This is a genomic window from Caballeronia sp. ATUFL_F1_KS4A, from assembly GCF_023630905.1.
In the GTDB taxonomy this organism is placed as follows: domain Bacteria; phylum Pseudomonadota; class Gammaproteobacteria; order Burkholderiales; family Burkholderiaceae; genus Caballeronia; species Caballeronia zhejiangensis.
Genome location: NZ_JALQEB010000026.1, coordinates 15,556 through 28,875, shown reverse-complemented (window position 1 = coordinate 28,875; position 13,320 = coordinate 15,556). Strand labels below are relative to the sequence as shown.

The following is a 13,320-nucleotide window of genomic DNA, read 5'->3' as shown; positions in this document are numbered from 1 at the left end:
CTTCGAGTCAAAAAGCGCATAGCGGGCTTGCATTAATCCAAATGTGGACTAATATTATCGCAAAGTTCCTTTGGAGACTTAACGACATGCCCAACGCCGCACGCGCCGAACATGCGTCGGCCGGCCGTCCGGTGCCGCGTCCGGCGCTGGATTCGGGTGATCTATCCGCTGCCGGTCTACGCGCCTTCTTCAATATCGCCCGCGACTGGGCGCTATCCGCCGAGGAGCAGATCACGCTGCTCGGCTCGCCGGGGCGCTCCACCTATTTCAAATGGAAGCAGGACCCCGAATCCGCCCGCCTCGCTCGCGACACGCTCGAGCGCCTTTCGCTGATTCTCGGCATCTACAAGGCGCTGCAAATCCTTCTCCCCGATCCGAAAGCCGCCGATACCTGGATCCGCCGCCCCAATGCCGCGCCGCCGTTCGGCGGGCGTCCGGCGCTCGATCGGCTGCTGGCGGGCAATATCAGCGATCTCGTCGCCGTGCGCCAATATCTCGACGCGATGCGAGGCGGCTGGGCGTGATGGGAATTGCATTCAGCAAGGACACACCGAACTGGCGCGAACAGTGGCCGCACAGTCTGCTCGACTGGTCGCCGGCGTATCGCGTGATTCCCACGCGCTTTCCTGCCGTCAATCTCTTCGATCGCGTGGCGTCGCCGCAGGACTTCGAAGCGCTCTACGCACTGGAGGCGATGACCAACGACCGCCTGCGCACCGAAATCGGCGAACTCGATCTCGTGCCCGCGGAAGAGCGCTGTTTCGGGCCGGGCTGCGGGCCGATCATGGCGGCGTTCACGCATCTGAATCCGAACGGCAGCCGTTTCTCGGACGGCAGCTACGGCGTGTTTTACTGCGGCCGCGAGCGGCAGACGGCGATCGCGGAAACGCGCTATCACTCCGGGCTTTTTCTCGCCGCGACGAACGAAGCGCCGACGCGCCAGCAGATGCGTCTCTACACAGTGCGGGCGCACGGCGATGTCGTCGATCTGCGCGGCGACGCGATCGCGCGAACGGGCCTCGATCCGCGCATCCTCGCGCCGGACGACTACGGCCCGGGCAAGGCGCTCGGACGCGCGGTGCGGGCGGCCGGTGCGCCGGGGATCGTGTATCCCTCGGTGCGCGATCCGCAGGGCGAATGCCTCGCCGCCCTGCGCACGACGATGCTGCGCGACTGCCGGCACGCGGCGTATCTCGAATACAACTGGAACGGCGAGGCGATCGACTACGTGTTCGAGCTGAATCAGGTCGGCTGAACGGGCAAACGTTTCACCTTCCCGAGCCGATCGCCACAGCCGTTTCGGTGCGCGTGCGCGAGAGCTTCTTCGACGCCGGGCGCGCCGCCTTTCTCGCCGCTTTCTTGCCGACCTGCTCGAGCGCCTGCGACGCCGCGTTCTTGCCGCTCGATTTCAGCGCACCCGCGCGCGCCTTGCGGCTCGATTCGCCGAGCAGCCGGGTCAGGCGCGCGTCGCTTGGCGTCGCGCCTTTGCGGTTCTTGCGCGCCGCCTCGCGCGTGCGGCGTTTCGCTTCCTTTTCGAGGAAGATCGCGAGCGCGGCTTCATCGGTCTTGAGACCGTGACGGCGCGACGCGGGCATCGATTCGGCGAGCTCGCCGGCTTCGAACGCCTCGATCACGGCCGGATGCACATAGCATTTGCGGCACACGGCGGGCGTATTGCGCAGCAGTTGTGCGACTTCCTTCACCGTGCCGACGACATGCTTGCGCGCCTCGGTCACCGTCTCCCATTTCAGCTTTCTCAGCGCCGCGAGCGCGAACACGCTGCCCGCCCACGTCCGGTAATCCTTCGCCGTGAAATCCGCGCCGGTGATCTCGCGCAGATATTCGTTGATGTCGGATGAAGAGACCGAATGGCGCTCGCCGTCCTCATCGAGATACTGGAAGAGATCCTGCCCCGGCAGATCCATGCAGCGCTTGACGATGCGCGCGACCCGCGCGTCGCTCACGGCGACATCGTGCTCGATGCCGCTCTTGCCGCGAAACTTGAACCGCAACGTTCCCGCCGACACTTTCAAATGCCGCTTTCTCAACGTCGTCAGGCCGTACGAGCGGTTTTCGCGCGCGTATTCCTCGCTGCCGACGCGGATCAGCGTCGTATCGAGCAGACGCACCACGGTCGCGAGCACCTTGTCGCGCGGCATGCCGTCGAGCGCCAGATCGCGCGTAACCCGCGAGCGCAGTTTCGGCAGCACCGCCGAAAACGCGAGCATGCGTTCGTACTTGTTCGCGTCGCGCGTTTCGCGCCACTGCGGGTGATAGCGATATTGCTTGCGACCGCGCGCATCGCGTCCGGTCGCCTGGAGATGGCCGCGCGAGTCGGGGCAAATCCACACATCGGTGTAAGCGGGCGGAATCGCGAGCGCGTTGATGCGGCGAATCTCGGCTTCGTCGTCGATGCGCTTGCCCTGCGTGTTGAAGTACGCGAACGCGCCGTCGATCCATTCGCGCGTATAGCCGCGCCGCGAATCGTCCACGTAGCGCAGGCCGGGCGGCAAATCATCCGGGCAGCCCTGCACGTCGGCCGTCAGGCGGTCGCCGGCGCCGCCGCCTGTCTCGTTGTTCGTTCCGATTTTCGCCACCGCGCGCCTCGCCTGATTGGTCTTCTATCGATGGCGAAGAGTCGAGCAACGTGCGTGCCGCGTTGCACCGGAGTCACGGCAGCGCGAGTTCGCGCGCGCCTTCGGACGACGCCCAGCGCTCTTTTACGGACCAGCGCTCGTCGGTGCCGGCCTGCACGATCGTGAGCCGGCCTTCGGGCGCGAACGCGCACGTATCGATGTAAATCTGCGAGCCGATCTGCTTCACCGCGCGCGTCGGCGTATGGCCGCAGTAAGTGGGCGACAGGCCGAATTGCAGCCCGGGGTCCGCGTGACCGAGCGCAAGGCTGCGGCCCCAAAGGATCTGCCCGCGGACGTCTTCGTGATAGTCGCCGGCATCGAGTTCGGCGTCGTTGCCGAAGAACTCCGCGTGCAGCACGTTGAAGCGCCGCTCGCCCTCGCCGACGATCCGCACGAGCGGCAGCGTCGAGAGCCGCGCGGCGAGCGCGGCAAGCTGATCGTCGGGGACGGTTTCAGCCCACGCGCCGCCGATCGCGTACCACGATTGACGGCGCATCGCGCCGGTCGCGACCGCGATCAGCGCATCCTCGTGATTGCCGAGCACGGGATAAAACCACGGCTTGTCGATGAGATCGATGGCCGCGAGCGAATCCGTGCCGCGATCGACCAGATCGCCGACGGAGAACAGCCTGTCCCGCGCGCCGTCGAAACCGATTTCGTGCAGAAGATAACGCAGCGCATCGACGCAGCCGTGCAGATCCCCGACCACGAAATCGCGGCCGAGATCATTGGCGGGATGCCTGCAGACGATAGGATAGGTAGGACCATTCATGCGCCGATGATAGCGCTCGTCAATGACGCCGTGTGCGGGGTGGATCGCTTTTGCAAGCAATACGCAAGCCGCGCGCACACTCGTTACAGCGGCGTTACCGGGGCGCGTCCGGTCGACGTAAAAAGTGCTGTTCCCGACCTTTTGCAACGCAGTTATTGCCCGATGACGCGAAGCCGCGCGACGGCTTTCGCATCGATCGACGCGCGTGGATCGCCGAATTGACGCGTCACGAAGTTGCTCAGAACGGCGATCTGCTCGTCGGTGAATTGCGCGTCGAATGCGGGCATCAGCGCGTGCGCATCGCGGGTCTTGCGATTCACGCCGCGCAGGATCACGAGAACGAGATTGCTCGCCGCCGCCGCGCCGCCATCACGCGCGAGCGGCGGAAACGGCTTGCTGCCCTCGCCTGTCGCGCCGTGGCAACTGGCGCACGCGGCGGCGTAAAGACGCGCGCCTTCCGAATCGATCGATGTCGTGTCCGCCCGCGCCGGGTCGCTCACGCGCGCGTCTTTCGCCGCGACGGGCGGCACGGCGCGCAGATACACGATCATCGAACGCAGATCCGCGGGCGTCAGATGCTGCGTGCCAGTCGCGACGACTTCGGCCATCGGTCCGAGCGCATAGGCACGGCCGGGCGCGGCGCCCGTCGACAGAAAGCGCAGCAGTTCGTCGTCGCGCCACGGGCCGATGCCCGCGACGCGATCCGGCGTCAGATTGCCCGCCTGCCATCCCGCGACCGTCGCCCCGGCAAGCCGCTTGCTCCCCATCAGCCCGCCGATGCGGTTGCGCGGCGTGTGGCACTCACCGCAATGCCCGAGCCCTTCGACGAGATACGCGCCGCGATTCCACTCCGCGCTCTTCGACGGATCGGGCACGAAGCGCCGCGGCGAAAACTCGAGAAGATTCCACAGCGCCATGAGCCAGCGCTGATCGAACGGAAACGCGAGCGTGTTGCGCGGCGTCGCGGACCGCACGGGCGGCACGGTCGCGAGATAGGCGCGCATCGCGAGCAGATCGGCGTCGGAAAGCAGCGTGTACGACGTGTACGGAAACGCGGGATAAAGCCGCTCGCCGTTCCTGCCGATGCCCTCGCGCATCGCGCGGATGAACTGCGCGTCGGTCCATGCGCCGATGCCCGTTTCGCGATCGCTCGTGATGTTCGGCGCGAACACGTCGCCGAACGGCGTCGGGATCGGCCTGCCGCCCGCGAACGGCCGCGCGGATTCCGAGCGGGCGGTATGGCAGCTCATGCAGCCGCCCGCGCGCACGAGGTATTCGCCTTGCTCGACTCTGGTTTGCGCTTGGGCGGCGCCGGACGCGCACGCCAGCAGAACGATCAGGCACGCGAGCCGCGCCTTCATCGCAGGGACGCCTCGATCGTGCCGGCGAGCCGCAGCGACAACGCCGCGATCGTCAGCGTGCAGTTGACGGAGCCGCCCGCGGGCATCACCGCGCTCCCGGCGATGAACAGGTTCGGATGATCGTGCGCGCGGCATTCGTCATCGACGACGGAATCGTTCGGATCGCGGCCCATGATCGCCGTGCCCATGATGTGGCTGCTCGCGCCGAGCGAATCGTCGTGCTCGATTTCCGTGCCCTCGAAAATCCCGGCGATGCGCGCGAACTGCGCGTGCGTGTCGGCGGCGCTCTTGCGCACGTAATCGTCGATCGAATACGCGATTTCCGGGCGCGGCAAGCCGAGCGCGTCCTTTTGCGCCGACAGCATCACGCGATTTTCGCTCGACGGCAGTTGCTCGTGAAAGCTGCCGAACGTGAGCCTGCGCGCGCATTGCTCGCGAATCTGCCGGTCGAGCTCGCCGCCGGTCAGCCCTTTATCCAGCAGATTCCGGGTGACGGCGAGCGTCGGCGCCGCGTTCGACAGATGCAGCTTCTTCGCCGCCTGCTGCGCGCGAAACGGCCCGTCGCGGAAATCGACGATCGACGACATCTCCACTGGCCCGCGTCCCGGCCACAGCGCCTCGTTGGCGAGAAAGCTGACGCTCGCGGCGGGATGATCCATCAGATTGCGCCCGACCTGATCCGAGCCGTTGCCGATGCCCTTCGGAAACCGCGCGGACGTCGACATCAGAAGCAGCTTGGGCGTCTCGATGCCGTTCGCCGCGATGACGAAGCGCCTGCCGGTCACGCGCGTCGAGAGGCCGTTCGGGTCCTTGCAATGGATCGCGACGATCTCGCCGCGATCGTTCGCCTCGATGCGATACGCGACCGCCTGCGCGACGAGCGCCGCGCCCGCGCGTTCGGCCTTGTCGGCGTGCGACGCTGCGTGATACAGCGCGCCGATCGGACAAATCGGCATGCAATTGTTGTTGCCGCAGCACGCGGGGCGCGCGTCGTACGGACGGCTGTTGCGCGCCATCGGCTCGGGCACCACGCGATACGACTGCGCGCCGAGCACCTCGGCGACGCGCCGGTCCATCCACGAGAGCGGCAGCGCGTCCATCGGATAAGGTGTCGAGCGCGGCGAGCCGAGATCGATGTCCGGTCCCGCGACGCCCAGATCGGCTTCGGCCTGCCCGTACCACGGTTCGAGCGTCTCGTAGGGAAACGGCCAGTCGCGCCCGACGCCGTACAGCGTTTTCACGCGAAAGTCAGAAGGCAAAAGGCGCCACGCCGCGCCGGCCCAATGCCACGTCGTCCCGCCGACGAGCCGCAGATATTGCGGCTGGTACGGCGTCGCGCCGCGATCGACGAGATAGGCGCCGGGATTCATCGGCTCGGGGCGCGGCGCGTGACGCACGAGCGGATACGGCGCGCAGAGATCGCGCTTGTCGGCGGCGCGGCGAAAGTTCTCGACGATCTGCCAGCGCGCAAGACGCGGCCCGGCTTCGAGCAGAATCACCGACGCGCCCGCTTTCGCCAGCCGGTACGCGACGAGACTGCCCGCCACGCCCGAGCCGACGACCACGACGTCCGCCGAAGTGGAACCCGCCATGCGCGTGCCCTTGTCTTGAATGGCGATGCGCGGCGCTCAGGGCTTCTTCGCCCAGTCGGCCGGCTCGCCGCGGCAGTATGAGGGAACCGTGAGCATGTCGCCGACGGGATCGAACATCAGTGCGCGTTCGTACGCAACGACTTCGACATGCGGCGGCTCGCCGACGACGCCGAGATACCACGCGCGCATCACGCTGCCGACCGTCTTCGCAAGCTCGGGACGCGTGGCTTCGAGCGCGGCGGTGATGATGTCGGTGGGCGTGCCGCCGTGCGTCGCGATCCACTTGTCGAGCGCGGCGATCTTCGCGGCGAAGTCCGCGTCGTGCCGGACGAGCGCCGCGTGCACGCGTTCGGCGAGAAGCGGATCGAAGTGCGTGCGGCCGGTGAGTTTCATCGACACGGCGAGAAACGCGCCGATTCCGCTCGCGGGCGGTTCCTGAGCGCGCGCCGGCACGAGCAGCGCGCACGCGCCCGCCATGATTCCCCTTCGCATCGCAAACGACGTCATCTCTGGCACTCAGCTTGTTGAAAGGCGATCGGGCAATAATCGCAGCGTCGGGCGATGCCTGCCTCACATGCGGACAAAACGAAATGAAGCCGATCTTCCCGCCCGTACTGCGCAACCGGCCGCGCGCGCTGATCGGCCTGGCTGTTGGTTGCGTCGCCGCCGCTTTGGTTCCGGCGCACGTGCGGCCGACGGCGCGCGCGCTGATCGGCTGGGACTCGGCCGTGTGGCTCTACCTCGCGCTCATCTGGGTGAAGATGGCGTCCGCGCGCCAGAGCGACGTGCAGGAACTCGCCGAGCGCGAAGACGAAAACGCCGCGACCGTGCTGATGGTCGTGAGCGTCGCGGCGATTGCGAGCATCGTGGCGATCGTCGTCGAGCTGTCGACCGCGAAGCACATGGGCGCCGGCGCGGTGCTGCATTACGTGCTCACCGGCGCGACGATGCTCGGCGCATGGTTCCTGATCCCGACGATGTTCACGCTCCACTACGCGCGGCACTACTATCAGTCGCCGGACAACGATACCGCGCTGAGATTTCCCGACCGTCATCTGAAGCCGGGTTACTGGGACTTCCTCTACTTCTCCTTCACGATCGCGGTCGCGTCGCAGACCGCCGATATCGCGCTTGCATCGACGTCGGCGCGCCGCACGGCGCTCGCGCAATCGGTGCTGTCGTTCTTCTTCAATCTCGCGGTGCTCGGGCTTTCGATCAACATCGCCGCGAGCATGGTCGGCGGCTGAAACGACGCTGTCACGCGCGCGCCATAAGCTCGACGAACGGCTCATCGAACGCGCCGTGTAAAAACGCGGCGCGCGCCGCAGTCAGTTTTACACGCGGCACGTTCGTGCCTTTCTTGCTCTGCGGGACGTGGGCGCCGGCGGTCTCGTCGTGCCATAGGCGGAAATGAACGTGCCGCAGCGCACACACGCCCCCGCCCGGTGGCACAGCGATTGCTGCATTGCGCCAGCCCAATCAGAAGAAACCCGGATCAGCACTCGCTCGCGCGGCCTCGCGCTCGTGCGTTCCGCATGCACAGGAGAGCCCATTTTGCCTTTGAACGTTCTGCTGGTCGCCTCCGAAGCCGTCCCGCTCGCCAAGACCGGCGGACTCGGCGATATGGTCAGCGCCTATGCTGCCGCGCTGCGCGAAGCCGGCGTCGATGCCACCATCCTGCTTCCCGCCTATCCGAACGCCATTGCCCAAGCAGAAAGCCTGAGCAAGATCGGCACCCTCACCGGCCTGCCCGGCGGCAACGCGGCGCTGCTGCGCGGCCGTATGCCCGATACCGGCGTGCCGGTTCTGCTGCTGCGCTGCGACACGCTCTACGCGCGCGACGGGCTTTATCAGGACGAACAGGGCCGCGACTATCAGGACAACGCGCTTCGCTTCGCGACGCTTTCCGCCGCCGCGGTGCGGATCGCGCAAGGCGTGCGCGGCGTGAAGAAGCCGGACATCGTTCATGCACACGACTGGCACACGGGCCTGACGCCGCTTCTGATGAAGCACGCGGACGTGCACGCAAAGAGCGTATTCACGATCCACAATCTCGCATTCCAGGGCAACTACGCGCTCTCGCTTGGTGCGTCGCTCGGCGTGCCGGAAAAGTGGCTCGTGCATGCGTTGAGCGACCCGAAGAGCATCGAGTTCTATGGCGCATTGAGTCTGATGAAAGCGGGCATCGTCCACGCCGATCGCGTAACGACCGTCTCCGAAACTTACGCGCGCGAAATTCTCACGCCGCGCTTCGGTCATCTGATGGAAGGCGTGCTGCAAAGCTGCGCCGACAAGCTGTCGGGCGTCGTGAACGGCATCGACGAAGAAACGTGGAATCCCGCCGCCGATCCGCTCATCGAACGCACCTATTCCTTCGACGATATGCGCGGCAAGCACGCGTGCAAGCGCGCGCTGCAACGCATGTTCGGCTTGCCCGTCGATCCGTTCGCGCCGCTGATGGCGATCGGCAGCCGCATGACCGGTCAGAAACTCGCCGATGTCGTGCTCGATGCGCTGCCGCGTCTGCTCGCGCGACATCCGCGTCTGCAGCTCGCCGTGATCGGCAAGGGCGAGGCGCATATCGAAGCCGGTTTCAGGAAGCTCGCGCAGGAATGGCCGGATCGCGTGGGCGTGCATATCGGATACGACGAACGGCGCGCCCATGCCCTGCACGCGGGCGCGGACATCCTTCTGCACGGCAGCCGCTTCGAGCCGTGCGGCCTCACGCAGATGTATGCGATGCGCTACGGCACGCTGCCGGTCGCATCGCGCGTGGGCGGCCTCGCCGACACGATCGTCGATGCGGCGCAAAACGAACTGCACGGCATGCGCGACGTGCTCCGTCCATCGGCGTGGCTGCGCGACGGCACGCATGATCTGCCTGTCGCGCCGGTCCCCGCGCCGCGCTCCTCGCACGCGCCCACCGGCTTTCTCTTCGATGGCGAACGCGCGGACGATATCGTCTACGCCGCGAGCCGCGCGCTCGACGCCTACATGCGTCCGCAAGTGTGGCGCGCGTTGCAGCGCAACGCGATGTCCTGCGATTTCGGATGGAACGAAGCCGTGACGACGATGGTCGCATTGTACGTCGGCCTGAGCGGCGCGCGTCCGAGCCGCACCGCATTGCGTGCGCGCCGCGTGGCCGATGTCATGCCGACGCCCGCACGGGCACAGGACGCGCATTCGATGGCGCGCACCGCGTGAGCGTGCCGGCGGCAGTTGCTCCATAGTAGCGACCAGGGTTCGAACCGGGCGCGGCACGCAACGTGCTGTCCCGCCCGTGCATGAGCCCGAAGGAAATCACTTGGGGACCGTGGCGCCCACCGTGATGCAAGAAGGCATTCGATGCACGGTGCATCGCGACAACGCGGCCAGGCAGGCGTCGAAATCCGGCGCCAAGGTGTAATCTGAGTTCCGCCTGAGAGTTCGCGTGATTCGTGACGCGCGGACCAGCTCTTCAGCCAGTTTGGCCCGTGAGCGTGATCGCGATTGATGCCCGCATCCCCGCCACCGCAGGACGACTCTGGAAAAGACGAACGATGGAAAACCATCAAGCTCCTCATGCGTACGCGCCGCGTATCTACTTCATCGATCCCCTGCTCGTCGGCCCGCTCGCGAACTGGCCCGCCCAGTTCGAGCACGCGGCAGGGCTCGGCTTCGATCACGTCCTGATCGGCTCGCCCTTCACGCCGGGCAGCAACGGACATCGCGAGGCGGTCGCCGATCATCATCGGCTGCATTCCGTCTTCGAATCCGATGGGAGCGCATCCGACGGCCTGCGCCAGCTCGCCGACGCCGCGAAAAAGCACAAGCTCACGCTGCTCGTCGATATCGTGATCGACCGCGTGAGCGCCGAAGGCGGCCTTTATCAGGACAACAAGCACTGGTTTCAGCCGTTCGAAAGCGCGGATGCGCGCCTCGATCCGCGCAAGCCGCCGCGTCAGCGCGACGTCGCGTGGGCGAATTTCGCCGATGGCGAGGCCGCGCATCATCTGACCGAATGGTGGGCGCGCGAGCTGAACCTGCTCGCCGATGCGGGCGTGGGCGGGTTTCGCTTCGATGCGCCGGACGCGGTGCCCGCGCATGTGTGGCGCAGGCTCGGCGCGGCGGTGCGCGAAAAGCATCCGGAGACGCGCTGGCTCGCGTGGACCGTCGGCGTCACGCGGCATGATCTGCACGGTCTCGCCGACGCCGGTTTCGACGCCGTGTTCGCATCGACGCGCTGGTGGGACTTCAAGAGCGCGTGGCTCTTCGACGAGCACGCGGCGCTGTCGCGCATCGCACCGCCCATCGCGTTTCCGGAAGATCCGTTCGGCGCGCGGCTCATCAGCGATCTCGCCGATACGAGCGACACCGCGCTCGTCGAACGCGCCTACACGCGCGCGCTCGACACCGCCGCCGCGCTCGGCACCGGCATCATGGTGCCGATGGGCTTCGAATACGGCGTCGCCCTGCCGATGTCGCCGCAATACGGCATCGCGGCGGAATACGAGCGTGCGAAGAGCGAGAAGCGCATCGATCTCACCGCGCGCATCCGGCGTGCGAACGAGTTGCAGCGCAACGTCGGCACGCTCGCGAGCGTCGGCGAACTGCGCGCGCTGACGGGGGCGGGCACGCCCTACGCGGCGCTGATTCGCGCGGATGGCGGCGATCTGCGCCATAGCAGCGACGCCGTGCTCGCCGTCATCAATCCCGATCTCGTCGCGCCCGTGCACGTCGATACGTTGCATCTGCTCGAATCGGTGCCGGGCAACTACACGCGCTTCGCGCTGATCGACGACACGATGGGCAAGCCCGAGCGCCTCGCGCCCTTCACGCTCAAGGCGGGCGAAGTGCGCCTGTATCGCGCGGAAGCCGAGCCGTTCATCCTGCTCGCGCAGCCGCAAGTGAAGCGCGGCGCGAAGGCCGCCGACAAGAAGTCCGTCGCCGAGGCGATCGCCGCGCCGCGCGTGTCGATCGAGAGCGTGACGCCTTCGGTCGATCACGGACGCTTTCCGGCGAAGCGCATCGTCGGCGAGGCGGTGGAGATTCAGGCAGCGATCTTCGCGGAAGGCCACGACAAGATCGCCGCCGCCGTGCAATGGCGCGCCGCCGATGAAACCGAGTGGCACGAAGCGCCGATGACCGCCGTGCAGCCCGCCGGCCTCGATCTGTGGAGCACGCGCATTCCGCTCGAACGCGTGGGCCGCCATGAATTCGTCGTGATGGCGTGGCGCGACGATTACGCGTCGCTCGTCGATCACATGCAGAAGAAGCTGAAGGCCGGTCAGACGGTGGAGCTCGAAGTCGAGGAAGCGAAGCATCTGTTCGCGCTGATCCTCGCCGAAGTCAAAACCTCCGACGATGCCGACAGCGACAGCGCGCCGCTCGAAGCGATCGTCAAGGAATTCACGAAGGCCGACGACGCGCGCAAGCTCGAACTCGTGCTCGCGAGCGCGACCGCGAAAGCCGTTGCAGCGGCGCGGCATCGTCCGTTCCTGTCGCGCGATCCGGTCGTGTACCGCATCGATTCGGAACGCGCCGCCGCGCGCTTCGCGAGCTGGTACGAGATCTTCCCGCGTTCCATGAGCGACGACGTGAATCGTCACGGCACGTTCATCGACGTGATCGGCAAGCTGCCGCGCATCCGCGAGATGGGCTTCGACGTGCTGTACTTTCCGCCGATCCATCCGATCGGCGTCGCGAACCGCAAGGGCAAGAACAACTCGCTGACCGCGCAGCCGGGCGATGTCGGCAGCCCATATGCGATCGGCGGCAAGGAAGGCGGCCACGACGCGCTGCATCCCGAACTCGGCAATCTCGACGACTTCAAGCGCATGCTCGAAGCCGCGCACGAACACGGGCTCGAGATCGCGCTCGACTTCGCGGTGCAATGCTCGCCGGATCATCCGTGGCTCAAGGAGCATCCGACGTGGTTCGCATGGCGTCCCGACGGCACGCTGCGTTATGCGGAAAATCCGCCGAAGAAGTATCAGGACATCGTGAATCCGGACTTCTACGCGCAGGACGCGAAACCCGATCTGTGGCTCGCGTTGCGCGACGTGTTCCTGCACTGGATCGCGGCGGGCGTGCGAATCTTCCGCGTCGACAATCCGCATACGAAGCCCTTCCCGTTCTGGGAATGGGTGATCGGCGACGTGCGCGCGCGCCATCCCGATGTCATCTTCCTCGCCGAAGCGTTCACGCGGCCGCGCGTGATGAACCGTCTCGCGAAGCTCGGCTTCTCGCAGTCGTACACGTACTTCACCTGGCGCGAGAGCAAGCGCGATTTTCTCGAGTACATGCACGATCTCACGCAGACCGATGCGAAGGAATTCTTCCGCCCGAACTTCTTCGTGAACACGCCGGATATCAATCCGCGCTTCCTGCAAAGCTCCGGACGGCCGGGTTTCGTGATTCGCGCGGCGCTGGCGGCCACGCTATCCGGATTGTGGGGCGTGTATAGCGGCTTCGAGCTGTGCGAATCGGCGGCGCTGCCGAACAGCGAGGAGTATCTCGACTCCGAGAAGTACGAACTGAAGGCGTGGGACTGGAACCGGCCCGGCAACATCGTCACGGAAATCACCGCGCTCAATCGCATCCGCCGCGCGAATCCCGCGTTGCAGACGCATTTGGGCGTCAACTTCCTGCCCGCGCATAACGATCACATCCTGTTCTTCGAAAAGGCGAACGCATCGCGCGACAACGTCGTGCTCGTCGCGATCAACCTCGATCCATTCAACGAGCAAGGCGCGGATATCGAACTGCCGTGGCAGACGCTCGAACGCTGGGGCGTGCATGAGTGGGACGCGATCGCGGTCGAGGATCAGGTGACGGGCGAGCAATTCGAATGGCGCGGACGGCGCCAGCATGTGCGGCTCAATCCGCATTCGCTGCCATTCGCGATCTGGCGCATATCGCCGACATGGGGTTTGCCGAAGCCGCAGCCTGACGCAGCGTGATTCATCGACGTACGAAAG

Annotated in this window: 10 protein-coding genes; 5 read left to right on the top strand and 5 right to left on the bottom strand. The window is 66.3% G+C overall.

Features of this window, described 5'->3' with window-relative positions:
- The first annotated feature begins 86 nt into the window (after window positions 1-86).
- Together NCS03_RS14835 and NCS03_RS14830 are read left to right on the top strand one after the other, a co-directional pair.
- Complete coding sequence (locus NCS03_RS14835) at window positions 87-524, top strand: MbcA/ParS/Xre antitoxin family protein (protein WP_008353999.1); 438 nt, start codon at window positions 87-89, stop codon at window positions 522-524.
- Window positions 524-1,255: an RES family NAD+ phosphorylase gene (locus tag NCS03_RS14830; RefSeq protein ID WP_008354001.1), complete on the top strand. Its 732-nt coding sequence runs from the start codon at window positions 524-526 to the stop codon at window positions 1,253-1,255. The genes NCS03_RS14835 and NCS03_RS14830 overlap by 1 nt, the downstream gene beginning before the upstream one ends.
- A gap of 13 nt (window positions 1,256-1,268) precedes the next feature.
- Here NCS03_RS14830 and NCS03_RS14825 read toward each other — a convergent pair whose 3' ends face one another.
- The 5 genes from NCS03_RS14825 to NCS03_RS14805 form a co-directional block, all read right to left on the bottom strand.
- Window positions 1,269-2,597, bottom strand: a complete 1,329-nt coding sequence (locus tag NCS03_RS14825; RefSeq protein ID WP_008354002.1) for a DNA topoisomerase IB — start codon at window positions 2,595-2,597, stop codon at window positions 1,269-1,271.
- Window positions 2,598-2,670: 73 nt separating this feature from the next.
- Window positions 2,671-3,408 (bottom strand): metallophosphoesterase, encoded by a 738-nt coding sequence (locus NCS03_RS14820; RefSeq protein ID WP_081851854.1) that lies wholly within the window; start codon window positions 3,406-3,408, stop codon window positions 2,671-2,673.
- A 152-nt stretch (window positions 3,409-3,560) separates the two neighbouring features.
- Window positions 3,561-4,769: a cytochrome c gene (locus tag NCS03_RS14815; RefSeq protein ID WP_250529327.1), complete on the bottom strand. Its 1,209-nt coding sequence runs from the start codon at window positions 4,767-4,769 to the stop codon at window positions 3,561-3,563.
- A complete protein-coding gene (locus NCS03_RS14810; protein ID WP_250440388.1) occupies window positions 4,766-6,361 on the bottom strand; it encodes a GMC family oxidoreductase in 1,596 nt (531 codons plus the stop codon). Before NCS03_RS14810 ends, NCS03_RS14815 begins: the two co-directional genes overlap by 4 nt.
- 36 nt (window positions 6,362-6,397) lie before the next feature.
- Window positions 6,398-6,853, bottom strand: a complete 456-nt coding sequence (locus tag NCS03_RS14805; RefSeq protein WP_235366202.1) for a sugar dehydrogenase complex small subunit — start codon at window positions 6,851-6,853, stop codon at window positions 6,398-6,400.
- Window positions 6,854-6,951: 98 nt separating this feature from the next.
- On the opposite strand from NCS03_RS14805, the gene NCS03_RS14800 reads away from it, so the two are divergent.
- From NCS03_RS14800 to NCS03_RS14790, 3 genes are all read left to right on the top strand, one after another.
- Entirely contained in the window at window positions 6,952-7,608 is a 657-nt protein-coding gene (locus NCS03_RS14800; RefSeq protein ID WP_008354009.1) for a DUF1345 domain-containing protein, read from the top strand.
- A 307-nt stretch (window positions 7,609-7,915) separates the two neighbouring features.
- A complete protein-coding gene (glgA, locus tag NCS03_RS14795) occupies window positions 7,916-9,565 on the top strand; it encodes a glycogen synthase GlgA (RefSeq protein ID WP_250529326.1) in 1,650 nt (549 codons plus the stop codon).
- A gap of 335 nt (window positions 9,566-9,900) precedes the next feature.
- Entirely contained in the window at window positions 9,901-13,302 is a 3,402-nt protein-coding gene (locus NCS03_RS14790; RefSeq protein ID WP_250440383.1) for a maltotransferase domain-containing protein, read from the top strand.
- Window positions 13,303-13,320 lie beyond the last annotated feature (18 nt).

What these genes read in the sequence shown, in the direction of transcription:
- NCS03_RS14810 (WP_250440388.1), bottom strand. Translation starts at nt 6,361, where the DNA reads ATGGCGGGTTCCACTTCGGCGGACGTCGTGGTCGTCGGCTCGGGCGTG.
- NCS03_RS14805 (WP_235366202.1), bottom strand. Translation starts at nt 6,853, where the DNA reads ATGCGAAGGGGAATCATGGCGGGCGCGTGCGCGCTGCTCGTGCCGGCG.
- NCS03_RS14835 (WP_008353999.1), top strand. Translation starts at nt 87, where the DNA reads ATGCCCAACGCCGCACGCGCCGAACATGCGTCGGCCGGCCGTCCGGTG.
- NCS03_RS14790 (WP_250440383.1), top strand. Translation starts at nt 9,901, where the DNA reads ATGGAAAACCATCAAGCTCCTCATGCGTACGCGCCGCGTATCTACTTC.
- NCS03_RS14820 (WP_081851854.1), bottom strand. Translation starts at nt 3,408, where the DNA reads ATGAATGGTCCTACCTATCCTATCGTCTGCAGGCATCCCGCCAATGAT.
- NCS03_RS14815 (WP_250529327.1), bottom strand. Translation starts at nt 4,769, where the DNA reads ATGAAGGCGCGGCTCGCGTGCCTGATCGTTCTGCTGGCGTGCGCGTCC.
- NCS03_RS14830 (WP_008354001.1), top strand. Translation starts at nt 524, where the DNA reads ATGGGAATTGCATTCAGCAAGGACACACCGAACTGGCGCGAACAGTGG.
- NCS03_RS14800 (WP_008354009.1), top strand. Translation starts at nt 6,952, where the DNA reads ATGAAGCCGATCTTCCCGCCCGTACTGCGCAACCGGCCGCGCGCGCTG.